The sequence below is a fragment of the Rahnella sp. Larv3_ips genome, from assembly GCF_003697865.1.
GTDB lineage: Bacteria > Pseudomonadota > Gammaproteobacteria > Enterobacterales > Enterobacteriaceae > Rahnella > Rahnella rivi.
Map to the genome: position 1 here is coordinate 582,468 of NZ_MJIB01000004.1, position 23,047 is coordinate 605,514.

Below are 23,047 nucleotides of genomic sequence, written 5' to 3' on the forward strand. Positions count from 1 at the left end.
CCCTATCGCCATTTTAAACAAAAGCCCGTTTTGAATATAAAATAACCCAGACGGTCATTTAGAAATAGGCGAGTTCGTTCAATTTAATCACCCGCGTAATTATATTTATCTTAAATTTGGTTTTAATTTAATCAGCGCCTTTATTAAAAATCCTAAAGGCAAAAAAATTGAGTAGTACAAAATTCTTATGGCTGCATTTTCTATTTTTTAGATAATGAAATTTCAATGAAAATAATTATCCTGCTATGCACTATTAAAAGGCAACAGGCACGATTTTTCAGATAATTCCTTAATGATTGTTAACAGAAAAAAACGTTTGAGAATGGTGATCTGGCTTGCAACTACTTTACAAACTCCGACCCTTTTTGCACCAAATTGATGCGGTGCACTGTGGTGGTGCAAAACGTTATGCGAAAACCGCATATAATCAGTGGGTTAGCGGCTTATGATAGAAACATAATGTTACATCTCTTTACGTAAAAAAGACTCAGATCGCCGAACTTTTCCATTTTAACTTTTTGTGCGCAGTGTTAAGGTTCAAGTCGTTTTACAGACAGACGCATCTAAAAACATGTACAAATACTCACAGCCTGATATTCCAGTCATATAAAAGAAAGCGGGCATGAGACATCCTTTATAAAAAAATCAAGGAAATTTAAATAATGATGAAGCGCAGTGTGCTGGCCTTAGCGGTCTCTTTAATTGCAGTGGGTTCAACCGCAAATGCAGCCGAGATTTATAATAAAGACGGTAATAAACTGGACCTCTACGGTCGCGTGACTGCCAAGCATTATTTCTCCGACGATAAGAGTTCTGACGGCGATTACACTTATGCGCGTCTGGGCTTCAAGGGTGAGACTCAAATTAACGATACACTGACCGGTTATGGCCAGTGGGAATATAACATTCAGGCTAACCACGCTGAATCTCAGGGCGACCTGGGCAACAAAACCCGTCTGGGCTTTGCGGGTCTGAAAGTGAAAGACTTCGGTTCCATCGACTACGGCCGTAACTACGGTGTGGTATATGACGCACTGGGCTTCACCGATATGCTGCCAGAGTTTGGTGGTGATACCGCTAACTCCGATAACTTCATGGTTGGCCGCTCTAACAGCCTCGCCACTTACCGTAACCAGGACTTCTTCGGTCTGGTCACCGGTCTGAACCTGGCCTTGCAGTACCAGGCTAAGAACGAAAACGACGGCCGCGCGTCCAACAAAGCGAACGGCGACGGTTACGGCGCATCCATCGATTATGAAGATATCGCAGGTTCTGGTATCGGCGCGGTTATCGCAGGTTCTTCCTCTGACCGTACCAATGCACAAGCTAACTCTGCCATCGGTGGCGGTGATAAAGCCTCTGCATGGGCAACGGCTCTGAAATACGATGCTAACCAGATTTATCTCTCTGCAATGTATAACGAAACCCGCAACCTGGCGTCTATCCCTGGCGGCTTCGCTAACAAAACTCAGGGTTATGAGTTAGTTGCACAGTACCAGTTTGAAAATGGTCTGCGTCCGTCAATCGGTTACGTGCAGTCCAAAGCGAAAGATGTTGAAAACGTGGGCGATGTTGACCTGGTTAAATACTTCGAAATCGGCGCAACCTACTACTTCAACAAAAACATGTACACCTATGTTGACTACATGATCAACCAGATCGATGACAACAACAAACTGGGCGTAAGCTCTGATGACATCGTTGCTGTAGCACTGACTTACCGCTTCTAAGTTAGTGAACAAAATTATTACCCCATTCTGTGTCTGAAAAAGGTAATCGCAAAGGCAGAGTTCATTGGCTCTGCCTTTTTTTATGCCTGCAATCCCCCGTTTTGTCTGTCAGCCTCTCCGGCTAAGCCACTTTTAATAACCACTTTAAATTCAATAAAATAAACCTATAGCCTCAGGTTATACCCCCTCGCCAAACAAGTATTCGTCACCCGTGTCTGCGCATGGAATAGTCTGTGCACGCACCACCAAAACACATTCTAAAAAATCTCAACGGAGAAACTGACATGCAGCAAATACCGATGCCGTACCTGTTATTCCTCGGCGATGTGATGGATCCGCTGGCCGCTAAAACAGCGCGCGGCATTCACGTCTGGCGCCCTGAATCTTGCGTCGGACAAATTCGTCTGGCGACGGACTCGGTGTCCCTCGGATTACCGGAAATGGATATCGCCACCGCGAAAGCGCAGGGCGCGAAAACCATGGTGCTGGGCACGGCCAACTCCGGCGGAAAACTGCCTAAACACTGGATCGACTCCATCAAAACGGCGATCCGCGCCGGGATGAACGTCGCGAACGGTCTGCATCAGGGCCTCAATGATATTCCTGAACTGGTCGAACTGGCGGCAGAACACCATGTTGAGCTGTTCGACGTGCGCCATATGCGCCCTGAGCTGGACACCGGCACCGGCATCCCACGCAGTGGTAAACGCATTCTGACCGTGGGGACAGACTGCTCGGTCGGCAAAATGTACACCTCACTGGCGCTGGAATCCGCCATGCGCGAGCTGGATCTGAACGCTGATTTTCGTGCCACCGGCCAGACCGGGATCCTGGTGGCCGGTGCAGGCATTGCGATTGATGCAGTGATTGCCGATTTCATCTCCGGCGCGGTGGAGCTGTTAGCCCCCGCCAACGACGACAATCACTGGGACATCATCGAAGGTCAGGGCTCGCTGTATCACCCGTCTTTTGCCGGTGTCAGCATGGGCCTGATCCACGGCGCGCAGGCCCATTTATTAGTGATGTGTCATGAACTGGGCCGCCCGCACATGCGCCATCTGCCGCACCAGTTTATGCCGACGTTGCGTCAGTGCCTCGACACCAACCTCGCCGCAGCCCGCCTCACCAGCCCGGACGTCAGGATCGCCGGTTTCTCCCTGAATACATCCGGTGTGAGTGAAGAAGAAGCCATCGCGGCGCTGGCTGACATCAGCGAAGAATTTGGCGTACCGGCCACCGATCCGGTGCGTTTTGGCATCAAAAATATCGCGCAATGGATCAGGGACAACGGCTGATGACTGAGATGAGTTTTGGTGCCGTGGAGTTACCGCTGGCAAAACCTTTTGTGATTTCCCGCGGCACCCGCACCGCCGTTACCGTGGTGCGGGTCACGCTGACCGACGGTGAATTCAGCGCCACCGGTGAATGCACGCCGACGGCGCATTATCAGGAATCAGCCGACAGCGTGGGTGAACAACTTGCCTTTATCCGCCCGCAGGTTGAGCAGGGTCTGAGCCGCGACGCACTGCAACAGGCGTTACCGGCCGGTTCCGCGCGCAATGCCCTTGATTGTGCAATGTGGCGTCTCGATGCGGCAAAACAGGGCAAGAGCGTCTGGCAACTGCTGGATATGCCGGCACCGGTATCAGTGATCACCGCAGAAACGCTGAGTCTGGATACGCGGGAAAACATGGCAGCCGCAGCCGCCGTGGCGGTCGCCGGTGGTGCGAAATTGCTGAAAATCAAACTCGACCGTGACGAGATCGTCGAAAAAGTGGCGGCCATCCGTGCGGCGGCACCGCAGGCGACGCTGGTGGTGGATGCCAACGAATCCTGGCTGGGTCTGGATCTCGAAAGCCTGTTTCTGGCACTGCATGAATTTGGCGTTGCGATGATCGAACAACCGTTGCCTGCCGGAAATGATCAGGATCTGGTGCGTTGTTTGCATCCTGTACCTGTCTGCGCCGACGAGAGCTGCCATGTCAGCGCAGATATTGCCGGGCTGGCAGATCGTTACGAGATGATCAACATCAAGCTCGACAAATGCGGTGGCCTGACGGAAGCGCTGGCGATGACTGCGCAGGCGCGGCACCTCGGCCTGCGCATCATGGTCGGTTGTATGCTCGGTTCCTCGTTAGCGATGGAAGCCGCGCTGCCGGTGGCGGTGCAGGCTGAGCGTGTCGATCTCGATGGCCCGATCTGGCTGGCGCAGGACGCCGAACCGGCATTGCGCTATGAGAACGGCGAAGTCTGGCTTTAACAGTTCAACTTATAAAGGAGGCGTTTATTGATGACAGTGCCCATTTTGCAGATTAACGATTTGTCGGTGACGTTTTCCGGCCGGCAAGGCAAAACGCAGGCGCTGAAAGGCGTTTCCTTCTCTATTAATAAAGGTGAAGTGGTGGCGGTGGTCGGCGAAAGCGGCTCCGGTAAATCCGTCACGTCCCTGAGCGTGATGGGATTACTGCCTGATTCGGCGCACATCGACGCAGGCAGCATCGATTTTATTGGCCGTAATGGCACGCGCCATGCGCTGACCGCATTGTCTGCAGAAGCGCGCCGAAAACTGCGCGGTCAGGAAATGTCGATGATCTTCCAGGAGCCGATGACTTCGCTCAATCCGGTGCTGCGCGTCGGCGATCAGCTGACAGAGGGCTTACTCGATCACGGCATGGCGACCAAAGCCAATGCGCTGATCAAAGCCCGCGAACTGCTGAAACAGGTACGCATTCCGGACGTCGAACGCATTCTCAAATGTTATCCCCATGAACTCTCCGGCGGTATGCGCCAGCGGGTGATGATTGCGCAGGCACTGGCCTGCGACCCGGCATTGCTGATTGCGGATGAACCCACTACCGCGCTCGACGTCACCGTGCAGGCGCGCATTTTGCAAATTCTGCGTGATCTGCAACAGGGCACGGATATGTCGGTTCTGTTCATTACGCACGATATGGGCGTGGTGGCGGAAATCGCCGATCGCGTGGTGGTGATGTATCAGGGCAAGGTGGTGGAGCAGGGCAGCGTGACCGAGATTTTCGCCAACGCGCAGCATCCTTATACCCGCGCATTGCTTGCCGCCGTGCCAAAACTGGGCGATATGCAGGGGCTGAAATGGCCGCGCCGTTTCCCGTTGCTGAGTACGCAGGCAGGTGCCGTCATGACGGCTAAAAATGCGGCAGAAAAGCAATCGGTTGCAGGTGATGAGCCTCACACTTTACTGGCTGATGACGACCAGAAGACCGCCAATTACGATGCACCGCCTCTCCTCGACGTGCGCGGACTGCGTGTCTGCTACCCGATCCGCTCCGGCGTGCTCTCGCGCATTACCAAAGAAGTTCACGCCGTTGAACAGATCGATTTCTCCATCTGGCCGGGGGAAACGCTGGCGCTGGTGGGTGAGAGCGGTTGCGGTAAATCCACCACCGGACGCGCAATTTTGCGGCTGGTCGGCAGCGAATCCGAAAGCATTCATCTTCAGGGCAAAGAAATCACCCTGATGCGCGACACGCCGTTTCAGGCGGTGCGCCGTCAGATTCAGATGGTGTTTCAGGATCCCTACGCCTCGCTCAACCCGCGTCTGACCGTCGGATTTTCCATTGCCGAACCCTTGTTGCTGCACGGCCTGAAAAAATCGCTGGCGGAAGCCACCCCGACGGTAAACCAGTTGCTGAAAAGCGTCGGGCTGGATCCGGCATTTGCCCGGCGTTACCCCCACGAATTCTCCGGAGGGCAGCGTCAGCGTATTGCTATCGCCCGCGCGATGGCGCTGCAACCGCAGGTGATCATCGCGGATGAAGCGGTGTCCGCGCTGGATGTGTCGATTCAGGCGCAGGTGGTCAATCTGATGATGGATCTGCAGCGCGATACCGGCGTGGCCTGGCTGTTTATTTCGCACGATATGGCGGTGGTGGAACGTATCGCCAACCGTGTGGCGGTGATGTACAGCGGCCAGATTGTTGAGATTGGGCCACGGGATTCAGTGTTTAGCAATCCTCAACATGCATACACCCGACGCCTGCTCAGTTCCGTGCCGGTGGCGGATCCGACGCAGCGTGCGTTGCGTCAGTTTGACGACGTGGAAGTGAAATCGCCGGTGCATCCTGCCGGGGTACAGATAGAAAAACTCAGGTACAGCCAGGTTTCCCCGCATCACTGGGTAGCGGAACCGCAGGCATAACGATCTTTCTTTTCTTTTTTGCAACACACAGGAGAAGTACATGCATTCGACATTTCTTGGTAACACCCGGGTTTTCCGTAAAACGCTGATGGCTGCCGGTCTGGTGCTGTGTTTCGGCGCTACGGCTGAGGCGAAAGACCTGCGCATTTCCATGTATGCCGACGTGACCGGTTTTGATCCGCACGACACCACGGATACGCTGAGCTATTCCATTCAGAGCGGTATTTTTGAACGCTTATTCCAGTTCGACAGCAAAATGGCCGTCGTGCCGGTGCTGGCGACGGATTACACCAGCAACAGCGATGCCACCGAGTTTACGATCAACCTGCGTCACGACGTGACCTTCCAGGACGGTACGCCGTTCAACGCGGAGGCGGTGAAAATCAACCTCGACCGCCTGGCGGATCCGGCCAATCATCTGAAACGTAACTCGCTGTTCAGCATGATCAAATCCGTCGACGTGGTGACGCCTTATCAGGTCAGGATCACCCTGAATAAACCCTTTGGCGCGATGATCAACACCCTGGCGCATCCGTCGGCGGTGATGCACAGCCCGGCGTCGCTGAAACAGTATCCGAACGAGCAGGATCTGAGTGTGCATCCGGTCGGCACCGGTCCGTTTAAGTTTGTGGAATGGCAGCAGGGCAAAGACGTCAAGCTGGTGAAATATGACAACTACTGGCAGAAGGGCTGGCCGAAAGTCGATTCCGTGACGCTCTACCCGACGCCGGAAGATTCCACGCAGGTGGCGAAACTGAAATCCGGCGGTGTGGAGGCCGTTTATCCGCTGCCGTCCGATCTGGTGGACACCGTGAAGAGCGATCCTAAGCTGGATATTTCGCAAAATCCGGGCATCTATCTGTATTACATCGCGTTTAATACGCAGAAAAAAGAGTTCTCCGACGTGCGTGTCCGTCAGGCGATCAACTATGCCGTTGACCGTAACCTGTGGCTGAAAGTCGGGTTCGCCGGAATGGGGTCGCCTTCAACGTCGCCGTTGCCGAAAAACGTTCAGTTCTACCAGAAGCAAAACACGCCGGATTACAGCTACAACATCGCCAAAGCCAAAGCGCTGATGAAAGAGGCCGGTTATGAGAAGGGCTTCGATGTGGAAATGTGGAGCTCGAACAAAACCGACCGTATCCGCAGCGCGCAGTTCCTGAAACAGCAGCTGTCGCTGATTGGCGTGCGGGTGAAACTGGTGCCGATGGATTCCGGTTCACTCAACCAGCGTCTGTGGAGCACCCCGAAACCGGCGGATGCCAAAGTGGAAATGTATTACGGCGCCTGGTCGGCGTCGACCGGTGATGCAGACTGGGCGCTGCGCCCGCTGTTTGCCACCGAATCCTGGATCCCGTCGGCGTATAACGTCTCTTATTACAGCAACAAGCAGGTGGATGCGGCGATCACCGCCGGCCTGCAAACCGCCGACATCGCCAAACGTCAGGCCGCTTACGCGGATGCGCAGAAATTGCTGTGGGCTGATGCCCCGGTGGCCTTCCTTGGCGTGCCGGACAATCTGGTCGGAAAGAGCAAAGATCTGACCGGCGTCTACATGCTTGCTGACGGTTCGCTGATCTTTAATCAGGCACAGTTTAAGTAATTTTTTTAATTAACTCTCTCCCCTGCAAAGGGGAGGAGTAAGCACTTCTCCCATTCAGATTCAGGGAAACGTATTTATGCTGACCTATTTTATCCGCCGGATACTGGAAATGATCCCCGTTTTACTGGTGGTGTCGTTACTGGTGTTTGGCTTTATCAAGCTGCTTCCGGGTGACCCTGCGCGTATTTACGCCGGACAGGATGCGCCGATCGAGGCGGTTGAGTCAGCGCGACAACTGCTTGGCCTCAACGATCCTTTGCCCGCGCAGTACTGGCACTGGCTCGATGGCATGGTGCACGGCGATCTGGGCACAACTTACCGCACGCGCCAGCCGGTGTTAAACGTGATTCAAAGTGGGTTTATGCCAACGCTGCTGCTGGCGCTGGCGGGCTTCGCATGGTCTGTCGTGCTGGGGCTGGTGATTGGCGTGGTGTCCGCACTCAAGCGCGGAAAATGGCAGGACTGGACGCTGATGAGTATGGCCGTCGGCGGGATTTCCATGCCGCCGTTCTGGCTCGGGTTGCTGCTTATCCAGTTCGTCGCCATGCCGTTCGGGCTCTTCGCGGTCAGCGGATTTAACCAGCCGACTGACATCATATTACCGGCGATCACCCTCGGTTCTTCGGTGGCGGCGGTGATGGCGCGCTTTACCCGTTCGGCGTTTCTCGACGTGGCGCAGGAAGATTATGTGCGCACCGCCAGGGCAAAAGGCCTGCGTGCGCGGCTGGTGACCTGGAAACACATCATGCGCAACGCGCTGATCCCGATCATCACCATGCTCGGTTTGCAGTTCGGTTTTTTGCTCGGCGGCTCGATCATTGTCGAAAGCGTGTTCAGCTGGCCGGGATTAGGCTGGCTGCTGATCGAATCCATCAAAACGCAGGATCAGCCGGTGATTCAGGCGCTGGTGATGCTGTTCGTGTTTGAATTTATTCTGATAAATCTGCTGGTTGACCTGCTGTATGCCGTGGTCAACCCCGCTATCCGTCTGCGTTAGGAGCTGCACATGACCGACCCCGTCTCTGTGCTGGAAGAAACCACACCGGCTGCGGTTATCGCGCATAACGACGATATCCGTTCACCGTGGTACGACTTTTTTCACACGTTTTTACGCCACCCGATGGCGCTGGTTTCCGGCGGATTTATTCTGCTGCTGGTGTTGGTGGCCGTGTTCGCGCCGTGGCTGGCGCCTTATGACCCGATGACGCCGGACTGGATGGCGCTCGGCGTCGGGCCGACGGCGGAACACTGGTTCGGCACCGATGATCTGGGCCGCGATGTGCTCAGCCGCATCATTTTTGGGGCGCGGATCTCACTTTACGTCGGTATTTTCTCGGTCACGCTTGGCATGATCGCCGGGGTATTGCTGGGGTTGCTGGCGGGCTATTATGGCAAATGGCTCGATATGCTGATCATGCGCGGCTCGGACGTACTGTTCGCCTTTCCGGGCATGTTGCTGGCGATTGCGGTGGTGGCGATCCTTGGCCCCGGTCTGAATAACGTGATTATTGCAGTCGCGGTGTTCAGCGTGCCGGTATTTGCCCGCATCGTGCGCGCCGCCACATTATCGATCAAACAAAGTGCTTACGTCGAAGCGGTTCGCTGTGTCGGCGCGCCGGACAGAGTGGTCATTTTGCGCCACATTCTGCCGGGCACGCTGTCGAATGTGATTGTCTATTTCACCATGCGCATCGGAACCAGTATTCTGACGGCGGCCAGCCTGAGCTTTATCGGGCTTGGCCCGGAACCGGACGTCCCTGAATGGGGCAATATTCTGGCAATGAGCCGCAATATGATGATGGCGGGAAAATGGAACGTCAGCGTTTTCCCCGGGCTTGCGATATTTCTCACAGTCCTGGCATTTAATCTGCTCGGCGACGCGCTGCGCGATACGCTGGATCCTAAACTAAAGAAATAGTAAAACTGACTTAACCCGCTGAATTGGAAGAGTGATGCATCCGCAAGCCCCTGAACATGATGAATTCACGCAACAGGCGCTGGCCGCGTTGCTGCACCGCTGGCGCACCACGCGCCAGATTTTTCGCCCGCGATATGCATGCGGCGCCACCAACGCGATCACTGACGTTGACGGCGTGACCGTCGGTCACAGCACGCTGGCGGCGGGAAACGTGCAGACCGGCGTCACCGCGATTGTGCCGCCGGGGGACACGCTTTATCAGCACCCGCTGCCCTGTGGCGTGGCGGTGCTCAACGGATTTGCCAAACCGATGGGGCTGATTCAGCTGATTGAACTGGGCGAACTGCAAACCCCGATCCTGCTCAGTAACACTTTCGCCACCGGTGCGATATTCAACGCGATGATCGCCCGCAGCTGCCAGCAATTTCCACAGATTGGCCGCCCGGATGCGACCATCAATCCGGTGATCCTCGAGTGCAATGACTTCTACCTTAACGACATTCAGGCCATGGCGGTGTGTGAAGATGACGCGTTAACAGCCATCGACAGCGCAGCAACGTCTTTCACCCGTGGCAGCGTCGGTGCCGGGCGCGGCATGAGCTGTTTCGGCCTGAAAGGTGGGGTTGGCACCGCTTCCCGCTGGTGTGAAGAACTGAATGCCACGCTGGGCGTTCTGGTGCTGGCGAATTTTGGCAAACTTTCAGAACTGACGCTCGACGGTGTACGGGCGGGCGAGGCGATCGCGCAGGTTTTACCGCAACTTGCTCCGCAGGTTGACGCCGGTTCGGTGATCATCATCATGGCCTGCGACCGTTATCTCGACAGCCGCCAGCTCTCGCGCATCGCCAAACGCGCCGGTGCCGGGTTAGGGCGCCTTGGCAGTTACTGGGGGCACGGCTCGGGGGATATCGCGCTGGCTTTTTCAACTCAGCGTGACGGTGTCACGTTATCCGACGGTGCGCTGGAACCGCTGCTGGCGATGGCGGCGGACGCCACCGAGCACGCGATCATGGATGCCTTACTGAGTGCAGAAACGGTCTGCGGATTCGACGGACATTACCGGCTGGGGTTAAGTGACGTATTAGATAATCTGGCGAACTCGCCTGGCGCCTTCCCCTCTCACGAGGAGAACGCCGGGGGAGTCTGGTCACCCAACCAAATAGGGAACGAATGATGAAAGTATTTATCTCTGCAGATATTGAAGGGATCGCGGGCGTGATGCGCCCTGAACAATGCAGCCCCGGCAATGCGGATTACGACGCCGCCCGTGCGCTGATGGAAGGGGAAGTCAACGCCGCCATTGACGGTGCCTTTGCCGGTGGCGCGATGGAAGTGACGGTCGCTGACAGCCACGCGATGATGCAAAACCTGCGCGCCGATAAAATCGACCCGCGCGCCCGTCTGGTGCAGGGCAAACCGCGCGGCCTGTCGATGGTCGAAGGGCTGCAACAGCAGCAATACGATGGTCTGATGTTTGTCGGTTTTCACACCGCTGCGGGCGAAAACGGTGTACTGGCGCACACCATCAATGGCCGCGCTTTTTACCGCGTCAAACTTAACGGCAATGTGGTGGGCGAAAGTGATTTATACGCCGCCGCCGGGGCTGAACTGGGCGTCCCGCTGTGGCTGGTGACCGGCGATGACCATCTCGATACCTGGATCCGCAACCATTACCCGGAATCGCAGTACGTCTGCGTGAAACGTGCGATTTCGGCGAACGCTGCCGAATCAGACAGCCCGTCCATCGCCTGCGCAAAAATCCGCAAACAGGCGACGATTGCCGTCAGCAAACCCGCGCCCCTCACCGCCGGGCGTTTCAGCGCGCCGTATCATCTTGAGCTGATGACGGCCCGACCGGTACTGGCGGATTTATTCTGCCTGATCCCCGGCGTTGAGCGTCTTGATGCGGTGACCGTCGGTTATCACAGCCCGACGGTTGCCAACATTATCAGCCTGTTAAGTGCCTTCTCGTACTTAGCGACCACGCAGAAATAGGGCCGTAATGCGCTTACGCCACATTGAAGTGTTTCAGGCGGTTTTACAGGCGGGCAGCGTCAGCGGCGCGGCGCGTCTGCTCAACGTTTCGCAGCCCAACGTCAGCCGGGTGCTCAATCATGCCGAACAGCAACTGGGTTTCACGCTGTTCGACCGCACACCGCAGGGGCTGATTGTGACACCGGAAGGCCGCAGGCTGATGCCGGAAGTGGAGGCGTTGTTCAGCCATATTCAGGCCATCGGCGCACTGGCGGAACAACTGCGGCAGGGTGAAGGCCAGCACGTGCGTATCGGCTCGGCGCACGCGCTGGGCCACAGCGTGATGGCGCCGGTGCTGGTGGATTTTCGCCGCCAGACACCGGGCGGCAGTGTCGAACTGGTGACCGGGCATTTCAATACGCTGAGCCAGGATTTGCTGCAATACAAAATGGATTTCGCGCTGGCCTTCGGCGAACCCGCGACACAGGAGCTGGTTTCTGAGTCGATTTATCAGGCCAACATGGTGGCGCTTTTACCGAAGGATTCCCCGGTCGAAGGCCCCGTTTCGCTGGCGTGGCTGTGTGAAAATGAATTACTGATGCTGCAACAGCAGGATCCGCTCGGGCTGGTGCTCAACCGCGTCCTGCGCGAAAACGGCCTGACCCCGCAATCTTCGCTGCACATAAAAACCTACTCAGTGATCGCCGACATGGTGCTGGCCGGTGGCGGCGTCGGCGTGGTCGATACTTTTACCGCCCGGCGATATGTCGATCAGCTGAAGATCTGCGAAGTGCTCGAACCGCTGCCGTTTGAAGTGATCCTGCTCAACCGCCGCGACCAGCCGGTATCCCAGGCCGCGCTGAAGCTCAAACAGCTGATTCGCAGGAAATTATGGGAGTTGGGGAATAGCGGGGTGTTGTCGTAGGTTGATACTGTGGGGAGCTACCCACACTGGCCTTAAGGTCAAGTTCAAGGTCGTGGGCGTCGGCCCACACCGACTTGGGGGGCGGCATATCGCCGCCGCCCCCCAAGACCCCCCGGGCTCTTTAACTGCGCTCTCGCAGGCAGGCTATGTTTCAGACACTCCTCCTATTGCCGCAAAATCCCGCCGCTTCGCGGTGCCCTCCGCTCGGGTTACAACCCGCGCAAACAGACGCGCGGTTTTCCACCGCTCCCTCCGGCGTGATTTTTGAGCGCGGCCACTGGCATTTTTAAAGTCGAACGATGTGTTTGGTTTTGCTTTTCTCTTCCCACTTCGCAGGAGGAGAATAAAAACCTTCGTTTTACATAGCCTCTGGCCGCGCTCAAAACGACGTCGAATGAACGGTGAGAAACCGCGAGGGTGTTTTTCCGAGCGGGTTCGAACCTGAAATGAGAGGACCGCGTAGCGGCGGAGTTTGCGGCAATAGCCGGAGCCGCTGGAATATAGCCAGCGAGCGGCAGCGCGCAGTGAAAAGAGCCTGGGATTCTTAAGGGGGGCGGCGATAAGCCCCCCTTAAGGCCGGTGTGGGTGGCAACCCACGGTCTTGACCTAACGCCCGTTTATGCGACGAACGTTACCGTTCTACCCTCATTGAATCCCCATTGCTCCCTTCATGGTGAAGAAAAGATCAGTCTGATCGGTCAGGCCCACCACATTCCCTGCGTGTGGACCGAACGCGGCAACGCGCAGTTGCGTGCCGGTGTGGCCCTGGGAATCGTCTTCTGAGTTGCCGTAACTGATGGTCATCGGTGCGCCATCTTTCGTGGTCAGCGTTTGTGTCAGACCCGGCGCTTTGGCGTCGGTTTCGATGATCTGGCTGGAATGGGCGTGGTCGGCGGTGACGATAACCAGCGTGTTGCCGTCCTGACGGGCGAACTCCAGCGCTTTTTGCACGGCTTCGTCTAAATCAACGGTTTCACCAAACTGTCCGCACGGGTTCGCGGCGTGATCCTGTTTATCAATCGATGCGCCTTCAACCTGCAGGAAGAAACCCTTTTCATTGGTTTTCAGCAGATCGATGGCTTTTTCAGTCATGGCGGCAAGCGTGGGGATATCCGCCGTTCGCTGCGGGTTGGCTTCGCAGGTGACGGCGGGTTTATCAATGTTGCCGTGATGCGAGGCTTTCGGACCCTGCCAGCGTACCGGCATGTTGCCTTCGGAGAACAGGCCGAGAACCGGTTTTTTCTGGTCGGCTTGCGTTACCGCGCTGAGCTCACCGGCGTTTTCCACCCACACATATCCTTGCGCCAGCGCCTGATCTTTCAAGGATTTACCCTGGAAATCACCGGCTTTAGCCAGCTGGCTGAAGGATTTTCTGCCGCCACCCAGCGTCACATCGGCGCGCGTCTGCAATAACTGTTCGGTGATGGAGCCACGGCCGCCGTTTTCCAGCGCGTTAGTGGCGCATTTCTCAGTGGTTTCTTGCGGACCGTAACATTTACGGGAGGTGACGTGGGCGATTTGCGCGGCCGGGGTGGCGTCCTGTAATTCGGCGGTTGACACGTTGCCGGTGGCTTTTCCGGCGGCTTTCGCAATTTCAAGGATTGTCTGGTGATCTTTACCGTTTACATCCACGCCAATCGCGCCGTTATAGCTTTTCACGCCGGTGGACCAGGCGGTGGCTGAAGCGGCAGAGTCGGTGACGTAGTCAGGTTTTTGCGTTTTCTTATCGAGAGAATAATGGGTGTACTGGCCGGTCAGCGGCAGGGCGTCGATGCCTTTGAAATAACCGCCTGCGCCTTCCGCGTAATTTCGCGCCGAGGTGATTTCAGAATCACCCATGCCGTCGCCTATCAGCAAAATAACGTTTTTGACCGTTTTGTCAGAAAGCGAGGCTTTCAGCGCGGCCGTCTGATCACCGCTGAGACGGCGTGCGCCACCTTGTTCGGTCAGGACGCCTTTTGCCGCACGGTCGGTCAGTACGCTGTTTTCATCAGCGAAAGACCCGGCAGAAGCGGAAAGCAGCAGGGCGGCAGCGATGGCGCGGGCGAGCAGAGATACAGGTTGTTGCATTGTCAAAACTCCTTTTTATAAAGCGAAAGAAATACAAATACACAGTTTGATTTATTTTGTTACTGGCAGGGTAAGTCAGAGGGATGACGGATTTATGACAGAGGAGACAGATGTTGTGGCTGGCGGGCTACCTTTCGGGGATTGCGTCACATGCGGAAATCACAGAACACGTACGTGGTGTCCGCGATAGCGCATGTTTGAAAAAAACGTAAGAGATCAAAGAGGGAGGCACTTTCCTTCCTCTCTGGCCGTGTTGGCACAACGCGTTAAGCGAACACTGTAATTGAGAAACCGACACTGTTTCGGTCAGGGTTAAAGGCCGCCATTGCGGCGGCCACTGATATCAACCCTCACCCGATGGTCATCAGACTCGCATTTCCTCCCGCCGCGGCGGTGTTCACACTCAATGAGCGCTCGTGAAGCAGGCGCTCCAGCAACACATTGTCATCGCCGCGCGCAAAGCCCTGCACTGACACAATGGCGCCAGGGCGGTTGGCGATAATCTGACACAGTTCCCGCAGCTGATCGGCGTCGCCGTGGTAGATGACCGCATCGAAGGCCGGCGCATCGTTTTGCCAGTCTTGTGCGAAGTCCACGCGTTCCTGTACCGCCCCGGGTAACTGGCTGAACAGTTCGCGCTGTAACGGCGCTTCCGGCCACAGGATCCGGCAACCGGTCGCGGTGATGGCGGCAAGCTGGAGCAGGGCGTCGGCCTGATTATCGGCCAGTGCCAGAACACGTTCGCGGGGTAACAGGGCGTAGGTGTTGCGTTCGCCCGTTGGCCCCGGCAGGGTGCGCAATGTGCCGCCCTGGCTGCTTTCGGCGAAGCGCGTGCAGACGTCGATAAAGGCGGCCGGTTGCTGGCTGCGGGTTGCCCACTGTTGCAACGCGCGGTGCGGTGCAAGCAGCGCTTCGCGCACGGACGTGTCCAGCGGCAGATCGCGATCCTGACGCAGCAAGGTTTGCTGCACGGCAAATGGCGGACGGCTGCTGAGCAGGCGATAAAGATAGAGCGGGCCGCCCGCTTTCGGGCCGGTGCCGGACAAGCCTTCGCCGCCAAACGGTTGTACACCAACCACGGCGCCAACCATGTTGCGGTTCACGTACATGTTGCCGACGTGCGCCTGCTGGGTCACACGGTGGATGGTTTCGTCGATGCGGGTGTGAATGCCCAGCGTCAGGCCGTAACCGGCGGCATTAATCTGACCGATCAGCTTATCCAGATCCTGACGGGCATAACGCACCACGTGCAGTACCGGGCCGAAGATCTCTTTCTTCATCTCATCAAAGCTTTCCAGCTCGATAAGCGTCGGTTTTACAAAGGTGCCACGGTTCCATTCCTGCTGATCAGCGGCGAATTCCTGCGTGGCCTGATACACCGTGCGGCCTTTGGCGCGCATGGCATCGATATGTTTTTCAATACCGGCTTTGGCATCGGCATCAATCACCGGCCCGATATCGGTAGACAGGCGTTCCGGATTGCCCATGCGGCATTCGGCCATGGCACCGCGCAGCATCTGCAGGGTGTGATCGGCCACGTCATCCTGAATGCAGAGCACGCGCAGAGCAGAACAACGCTGACCGGCGCTGTCGAAGGCGGAGGCCACCACGTCCATTACTACCTGCTCGGTCAGGGCGGAGGAATCGACAATCATCGCATTCAGGCCGCCGGTTTCGGCGATAAGCGGCGTCGGACGCCCCTGCGGATCGAGTCTTCCTGCAATGTTGCGTTGCAAAATACCCGCCACGTCGGTGGAGCCGGTGAACAGTACGCCGCGAACGCGTTCGTCATTGACCAGCTGCGCACCGACGGTTTCGCCTTTGCCCGGCAGCAGTTGCAGTACCCCGGCCGGAACCCCGGCTTCGTGCAGAATACCAACGGCAAGCGCCGCAATCAGAGGCGTTTGCTCCGCCGGTTTTGCCAGCACGCTGTTGCCTGCGGCCAGTGCGGCCGCGATCTGACCGGTGAAAATCGCCAGCGGGAAGTTCCACGGGCTGATACACACCACCGGGCCGAGCGGACGGTGCGTGTCGTTGGTGAAATCTTCGCGGATCTGACCGGCATAGTAGTGCAGGAAATCCACTGCTTCGCGCACTTCGGCGATGGCGTTATTAAAGGTTTTTCCAGCCTCGCGCACCAGCACGCCAAGCAGACTTTGCAACTGCGCTTCCATCAATTCTGCACCGCGTTGCAGGATTGCGGCGCGCTCTTCGGGAGGCGTCGCAAACCAGATGGCGCCAGCCGTGGCGGAAGCGTCCAGCGCACGGCTGATTTCCGCTTCTGTGGCTTCACGTACGTGCCCGACGATGTCGGTATATTCAGACGGGTTGATGACCGGCAAAAATTCGCCGTCGTCAGTGGGCGCATCGATCATCGGCTGTGCGGTGACCGCATGGCTGGCGCTTTGCAGCAGGGCGCTGGACAGCGAGGCCAGACGGTGCTCGCTGGACATATCCAGCCCGGCAGAGTTGACGCGTTTATCGCCGTACAAATTGCGTGGCAGGGCGATGCGCGGGTGCGGCAATCCGACCTGTCCTTCCGTGGCGGCCAGCGCTTCAACGGCCAGAACCGGATCGGCGATCAGTTCGTCGATTGGCAGCGTGGCATCGGCGATGCGGTTGACAAACGAGGTGTTGGCGCCGTTTTCCAGCAGGCGGCGAACCAGATAGGCGAGCAGCGTTTCGTGGGTGCCGACCGGGGCATAGATGCGGCAAGGGCGGTTGAGTTTTCCTTCGGCAATTTTACCGACAACCTGCTCGTACAGCGGTTCGCCCATGCCGTGCAGGCACTGGAATTCGTACTGACCGGGATAATAGTTGTTACCGGCCAGCTGATAAATGGCTGCGACGGTGTGGGCATTGTGGGTGGCGAACTGCGGATAAATCAGGTTCGGCACGGCCAGCAGTTTACGGGCACAGGCCAGATAAGAGACGTCGGTGTAAACTTTGCGGGTGTAGACCGGATAATCGTCCAGCCCGTCCATTTGGGCGCGCTTGATTTCACTGTCCCAGTACGCGCCTTTTACCAGACGGATCATCAGGCGGCGACGGCTGCGCTGCGCCAGGCTGGTCAGGTAGTCGATCACCATCGGACAGCGTTTCTGATAAGCCTGGATCACAAAGCCGATGCCGTTCCAGCCCGCCAGTTCAGGCTCAAAGCAGAGTTTTTCCAGCAGATCGAGGGAGATCTCCAGACGATCGGCCTCTTCGGCATCGACGTTAATGCCGATGTCATAGCTGCGGGCCAGCAAGGTCAGCGACAGCAGGCGGGGGTAAAGTTCTTCCATGACGCGTTCGTACTGCGCACGGCTGTAGCGCGGGTGCAGGGCGGAAAGTTTGATGGAAATACCGGGGCCTTCATAAATGCCACGGCCATTGGAGGCTTTACCGATCGCGTGGATCGCCTGCTGGTAAGAGTGCAAATAGGCCTGTGCGTCTTTTTCTGTCAGCGCGGCTTCACCCAGCATGTCGTAGGAATAACGGAAACCTTTGTCTTCGTGCTTGCGGGCATTGGCCAGCGCTTCGGCAATGGTTTCGCCGGTCACGAACTGTTCGCCCATCAGGCGCATGGCCATGTCCACGCCTTTGCGGATCAGCGGCTCGCCGCCTTTACCGATAATGCGGCTGAGAGATTTAGACAGGCTGGCTTCGTTGTGCGTGGCCACCAGTTTGCCGGTGAACAGCAGACCCCAGGTGGCGGCGTTGACGAACAGCGACGGGCTGCGGCCCAGGTGAGAGTGCCAGTTACCGTTGCTGATTTTGTCGCGGATCAGCGCATCGCGCGTCGGTTTATCGGGAATGCGCAGCAGGGCTTCCGCCAGACACATCAGCGCCACGCCTTCCTGCGAGGAAAGGGAGAACTCCTGCAACAGGCTTTGCACCATACCGGCACGGCCATTGGCGCTCTTCTGGTTACGCAGTTTGGTGGCGATGTCGGCAGCCAGTTTCTGCGCCGCGTCATGAAGCGGCGCAGGTAAACGCGCCTGTTCGAGCAGCATGGAAACGGCTTCCGGCTCAGGGCGGCGATAGGCGGCGGTGATAGCGGAACGGCTGACGGACTGCGGCTGGATCTGCTCGGCAAAATCGAGGAAGGGCTGATGCGATTCCTGAACCGTCAGCGGCGGGGTATCCTCGGCGTTTTCAGCCGCAGCGCCGTTCAGCGAAGGGATTTCCGGCAGCGCGTCGCCATTTTCCACCCGTTCAAGATAGGAAAAGATCGCCTGTTTGATCAGCCAGTGCGGCGTGCGGTCAATTTGCTGTGCGGCCACTTTAAGCCTGTCGCGCGTGCCTTCGTCCAGCTTCACGCCCATCGTCGTCATACCCATGCGCCAATGCTCCATATAAAGAGGTTCAGGTGATTTCATTATGTTTATGGCATGCAATATCTTCTATGTTGCAACCTTGTGCAACCTCATTCACACAGGAAGTCTGCCTGATGTGATTTGGCTGGCATTTTTAACATTTTAACAACCGTGCTGACCTCTCAGAGGCCGCTGTGCGGGTTCCTTCGTGCTGCTGTGGAGGGTGCAACCTTTGCGTCTGTAACGTGCAACCGGTTATCAGAATAAGTGTGATGGAGCGTGAATTTTGTGTATCTGATTTGTTAATTATCTTGAATTCAATGGTGTGCTAAACCAGTATCCGCCCGACAGGAAATTTGAATAAAAACCCGATTACCCACCTGTAAAAAGAAAAAATATGGAGAGTAATGCTGCATCCTTTACGGGTTTCAGCCATCATCTCGCCCCGGCATGAGATTGACCGCGTTTATCGCCGCGTCAGGACAGACAGGTGCCGGCCTGCATGGAATATGCATCGCTCATAAGCACGACAAATAACAAGAAGTGGAGAAAACAATGACAATGAACACACCGATGCTGGTGACGTTTTGTGTTTATATTTTCGGGATGATTTTGATTGGACTCATCGCGTATTTACGGACCAAAAACTTTGATGATTATATTCTGGGTGGCCGCAGTTTAGGCAGCGTGGTGACCGCGCTTTCCGCCGGGGCGTCGGACATGAGCGGCTGGCTGCTTATGGGGTTGCCGGGGGCGATTTTTATTTCCGGCATTTCCGAAAGCTGGATTGCCATCGGCCTGACCATCGGCGCGTATCTGAACTGGAAACTGGTGGCAGGGCGTTTACGTGTGCATACCGAAGCCAACAATAACGCGCTGACCCTGCCGGATTACTTTACCCATCGTTTTGAAGATTCCAGCAAACTGCTGCGCATTATCTCGGCGGTGGTGATCCTGGTCTTTTTCACCATCTATTGCGCCTCCGGCATTGTGGCCGGTGCACGTTTGTTCGAAAGTACCTTCGGCATGACCTACCAGACCGCGTTGTGGGCGGGGGCGGCGGCAACCATCATTTATACCTTTATCGGGGGCTTTCTGGCCGTCAGCTGGACGGACACCGTGCAGGCCAGTCTGATGATTTTTGCACTGATTCTGACGCCGGTGATCGTCATCCTCGCGGTTGGCGGTATTGATACCTCAATGATGGTCATTCAGGCTAAAAACCCGCAATACACCGACATGTTTAAGAACATGAATCTGGTGGCTATCCTGTCGCTGCTGGGCTGGGGGCTGGGTTATTTCGGCCAGCCGCACATTCTGGCGCGTTTTATGGCGGCGGATTCTCACCGTACCATTCGCAGCGCGCGCCGCATCAGCATGACGTGGATGATTCTGTGTCTGGCGGGCACCATCGCGGTCGGCTTCTTCGGCATTGCGTACTTCAGCAATAATCCGGGCGAAGCGGGGAACGTGACGCAAAACGGTGAGCGCGTGTTTATCGAACTGGCGAAACTGCTGTTCAATCCGTGGATTGCCGGTATTTTACTGTCCGCGATCCTGGCTGCGGTGATGAGTACGCTGAGCTGTCAGTTGCTGGTGTGCTCCAGTGCTATCACCGAAGACCTGTATAAGGCGTTTCTGCGCAAGGGCGCGAGCCAGCGTGAGCTGGTGTGGATTGGTCGTCTGATGGTTCTGGTGGTGGCGCTGGTGGCGATTGCGCTGGCGGCAAACCCTGAAAACCGCGTGCTGGGTCTGGTGAGTTACGCCTGGGCAGGCTTTGGTGCGGCATTCGGGCCCGTTATTCTGATCTCGGTGATGTGGAAACGCATGACCCGCAACGGCGCGCTGGCCGGGATGGTGGTCGGTGCCGCTACCGTGATTTTGTGGAAACAGTACGGCTGGGCCGAGCTGTATGAAATCATCCCCGGCTTTATCTTCGCCTCGCTGGCTATCTGGATTGTCAGCCTGACCGGCAGCAGGCCGCCAAAAGCGGTTGAAGAACGTTTCAATACGGCGGAAGCCGAATACAACAGCATCTGATTTTCGCCCCAGGCGGTGAATCAGACAGTGACCTCACGGAGCCTTCAGGGCTCCGTTTTCTTTTACGGCACCCTGTATCCGGGGTGCTGAAACAACCGGCAATATTTTTTCGTGCGCTTTTCCCCTTCAGTGGTCAAAAAACAGCATGCGGCCTCTTGTATTTATCTCGCCAGGAATGATAATCACTATCGTTTCGATTTTACTTTTCTTTACAGAGTGCTTGCACAAACTGTAAGTCATTTGTTCTACGGGAGTTCCGCTATGTTCGTTCCGTTTCTCATTATGTTCCGCGAAGGGCTGGAAGCCGCGCTTATCGTCAGCCTGATCGCCAGTTATCTGAAACGGACGCAGCGCGGGCAGTGGCTCGGCGTGGTCTGGATTGGCGTGATCGTGGCGGCAGCATTGTGTCTGGCGCTGGGTATTTTCATCAATGAAACCACCGGCGAGTTTCCGCAAAAGCAGCAGGAGCTGTTCGAAGGCATTGTGGCGGTGGTGGCAGTTTGCATTCTGACCTACATGGTGTTCTGGATGCGTAAGGTGTCGCGTTCAATCAAAGTACATCTGGAAGGCGCGATTGATAACGCGCTCAACTCCAGCCGCGGGCAGGGCTGGGCGCTGGTGGCGATGGTGTTCTTTGCGGTGGCACGCGAAGGGCTGGAATCGGTGTTCTTCCTGCTGGCTGCGTTTCAGCAAGACGTCGGTATCGAAGCGCCGATTGGCGCACTGCTCGGCCTGGGCGCGGCGATCGTGCTCGGTTTCCTCATCTATTACGGCGGCGTGAAGCTGCATCTGGCGAAATTCTTTAAATGGACCAGCCTGTTTATTCTGTTTGTCGCCGCCGGTCTGGCTGCGGGCGCCATCCGCGCTTTTCACGAAGCAGGTTTGTGGAACCGCATGCAGGATATCGCCTTTGACCTGAGCGGGACGCTCTCCACGCACTCTTTATTCGGAACCTTGCTGGAAGGCATGTTCGGGTATCAGGAAGCGCCGACCGTCAGTGAAGTCGCGGTGTATTTCCTGTATCTGATCCCGGCGCTGTTCCTGTTCTTTATGCCGCAGAGCAAATCGCCTGTGGCCGCTGCGGCATCTGCCGGGCACAAAACACAACGCTGATTTTACGTTAATTGTCTCTTCACACAGTTTGTCATGGAGTGGTACATGTCCTATTCATCCCCGCTGTTTCGCCGTAAAGCTTTACAGATTGCAATGTTGTCTCTGCCCGCTTTTGCGCTGAGCGCCAACGTGCTGGCTGCTGATGTTCGTCAGGTAAAAATTACCGTTAATGATAAACAGTGTGAACCGATGGCGCTGACCGTGCCTGCCGGTAAAACCCAGTTTGTCGTGCATAACGCCAGCCAGAAAGGTCTGGAATGGGAAATTCTGAAAGGCGTGATGGTGGTGGAAGAGCGCGAAAATATCGCGCCAGGTTTCACCCAGAAAATGACGGCTAACCTGGAACCGGGCGAATACGACATGACCTGCGGACTGCTGAGCAATCCAAAAGGCAAACTGACCGTGACCGCAGAAGGCGCAGCGGCCGCCACCAAACCGGACGCCATGGCGCTGGTTGGCCCGATTGCGGAATACAAAGTCTATGTGACCCAGCAGGTGGGTGAACTGGTTTCCCACACCAAAGCGTTCACTGATGCGATTAAAAAGGGCGACCTGAAAAAAGCGCAATCCCTGTACGCTTCCACCCGCGTTTATTACGAGCGCATTGAGCCTATCGCCGAACTGTTCTCCGATCTGGATGGCAGCATCGACGCCCGTGAAGACGATTTCGAGAAAAAAGCGGAAGACCCTAACTTCACCGGTTTCCACCGTCTGGAGAAAATCCTCTTCGCCGATAAAACCACCCAGGGCACCGAGAAATTTGCCGATAAGTTGTACGCCGATACGGTGGATCTGCAAAAACGCATTACCGATCTGACCTTCCCGCCAAGCAAAGTGGTCGGCGGGGCAGCGGGTCTTATCGAAGAAGTGGCATCCAGCAAAATCAGCGGTGAAGAAGACCGTTACAGCCGCACCGACCTGTGGGATTTCCGTGCCAACCTCGATGGCGCTCAGAAAATCGTTAACCTGCTGCGTCCGTTGCTGGAAAAAGCCGACAAACCGTTGCTGGATAAAATCGACGCTAACTTCAAAACCGTCGATACGCTGCTGGATAAATACAAAACCAAAGACGGTTATGAGAATTACGAAAAACTGTCTGATGCAGACCGTAACGCAATGAAAGGGCCAATCACCACCCTGGCAGAAGATTTAGCCAAACTGCGTGGTGTTCTTGGTTTAGATTGATTTTTCAGCGC

At 56.3% G+C, this 23,047-nt stretch carries 15 protein-coding genes; 13 read left to right on the top strand and 2 right to left on the bottom strand.

Annotation, left to right across the window (positions count from 1 at the left end; genetic code table 11):
• Positions 1 to 662 precede the first annotated feature (662 nt).
• From ED901_RS05165 to ED901_RS05210, 10 genes are all read left to right on the top strand, one after another.
• Positions 663 to 1,730 (top strand): porin, encoded by a 1,068-nt coding sequence (locus tag ED901_RS05165; protein ID WP_122095167.1) that lies wholly within the window; start codon positions 663 to 665, stop codon positions 1,728 to 1,730.
• A gap of 284 nt (positions 1,731 to 2,014) precedes the next feature.
• Positions 2,015 to 3,025 (top strand): N-acetyltransferase DgcN, encoded by a 1,011-nt coding sequence (gene dgcN / locus ED901_RS05170; RefSeq protein ID WP_056770200.1) that lies wholly within the window; start codon positions 2,015 to 2,017, stop codon positions 3,023 to 3,025.
• Positions 3,025 to 3,990 carry an N-acetyl-D-Glu racemase DgcA gene (dgcA, locus tag ED901_RS05175; protein WP_122095169.1) on the top strand — a complete coding sequence of 322 codons (966 nt, stop codon included), beginning with the start codon at positions 3,025 to 3,027 and terminating at the stop codon, positions 3,988 to 3,990. Before dgcN ends, dgcA begins: the two co-directional genes overlap by 1 nt.
• Positions 3,991 to 4,020: 30 nt before the next feature.
• Positions 4,021 to 5,907, top strand: a complete 1,887-nt coding sequence (locus ED901_RS05180) for an ABC transporter ATP-binding protein (RefSeq protein WP_056770205.1) — start codon at positions 4,021 to 4,023, stop codon at positions 5,905 to 5,907.
• A 40-nt stretch (positions 5,908 to 5,947) separates the two neighbouring features.
• On the top strand, positions 5,948 to 7,510 hold the full coding sequence (locus ED901_RS05185; protein ID WP_122095171.1) for a glutathione ABC transporter substrate-binding protein: 1,563 nt from the start codon (positions 5,948 to 5,950) through the stop codon (positions 7,508 to 7,510).
• Positions 7,511 to 7,586: 76 nt separating this feature from the next.
• Positions 7,587 to 8,507 (top strand): ABC transporter permease subunit, encoded by a 921-nt coding sequence (locus ED901_RS05190; RefSeq protein ID WP_056770212.1) that lies wholly within the window; start codon positions 7,587 to 7,589, stop codon positions 8,505 to 8,507.
• Positions 8,508 to 8,516: 9 nt separating this feature from the next.
• Positions 8,517 to 9,428 (top strand): ABC transporter permease subunit, encoded by a 912-nt coding sequence (locus ED901_RS05195; RefSeq protein ID WP_122095173.1) that lies wholly within the window; start codon positions 8,517 to 8,519, stop codon positions 9,426 to 9,428.
• A gap of 34 nt (positions 9,429 to 9,462) precedes the next feature.
• Entirely contained in the window at positions 9,463 to 10,602 is a 1,140-nt protein-coding gene (locus tag ED901_RS05200; RefSeq protein WP_122095175.1) for a P1 family peptidase, read from the top strand.
• Positions 10,602 to 11,423 (top strand): M55 family metallopeptidase, encoded by an 822-nt coding sequence (locus tag ED901_RS05205; RefSeq protein WP_056770217.1) that lies wholly within the window; start codon positions 10,602 to 10,604, stop codon positions 11,421 to 11,423. The genes ED901_RS05200 and ED901_RS05205 overlap by 1 nt, the downstream gene beginning before the upstream one ends.
• A 7-nt stretch (positions 11,424 to 11,430) precedes the next feature.
• Positions 11,431 to 12,327, top strand: a complete 897-nt coding sequence (locus ED901_RS05210; protein ID WP_056770220.1) for a LysR family transcriptional regulator — start codon at positions 11,431 to 11,433, stop codon at positions 12,325 to 12,327.
• Positions 12,328 to 12,972: 645 nt separating this feature from the next.
• On the opposite strand, the gene phoA is transcribed toward ED901_RS05210, so the two are convergent.
• Together phoA and putA are read right to left on the bottom strand one after the other, a co-directional pair.
• Entirely contained in the window at positions 12,973 to 14,397 is a 1,425-nt protein-coding gene (gene phoA / locus ED901_RS05215; protein WP_122095177.1) for an alkaline phosphatase, read from the bottom strand.
• A 350-nt stretch (positions 14,398 to 14,747) separates the two neighbouring features.
• The gene (gene putA / locus ED901_RS05220) at positions 14,748 to 18,722 is read right to left on the bottom strand and encodes a trifunctional transcriptional regulator/proline dehydrogenase/L-glutamate gamma-semialdehyde dehydrogenase (RefSeq protein ID WP_122095179.1); all 3,975 of its coding nucleotides are present in this window, start codon (positions 18,720 to 18,722) and stop codon (positions 14,748 to 14,750) included.
• Positions 18,723 to 19,253: 531 nt separating this feature from the next.
• Between putA and putP the strand changes: the two genes are divergently transcribed.
• From putP to efeO, 3 genes are all read left to right on the top strand, one after another.
• The gene (gene putP / locus ED901_RS05225) at positions 19,254 to 20,738 is read left to right on the top strand and encodes a sodium/proline symporter PutP (RefSeq protein WP_122095181.1); all 1,485 of its coding nucleotides are present in this window, start codon (positions 19,254 to 19,256) and stop codon (positions 20,736 to 20,738) included.
• Between the two features lie 261 nt (positions 20,739 to 20,999).
• A complete protein-coding gene (efeU, locus tag ED901_RS05230) occupies positions 21,000 to 21,851 on the top strand; it encodes an iron uptake transporter permease EfeU (protein WP_122095183.1) in 852 nt (283 codons plus the stop codon).
• Between the two features lie 45 nt (positions 21,852 to 21,896).
• Positions 21,897 to 23,036 (top strand): iron uptake system protein EfeO, encoded by a 1,140-nt coding sequence (gene efeO, locus ED901_RS05235; RefSeq protein ID WP_122095185.1) that lies wholly within the window; start codon positions 21,897 to 21,899, stop codon positions 23,034 to 23,036.
• Positions 23,037 to 23,047 lie beyond the last annotated feature (11 nt).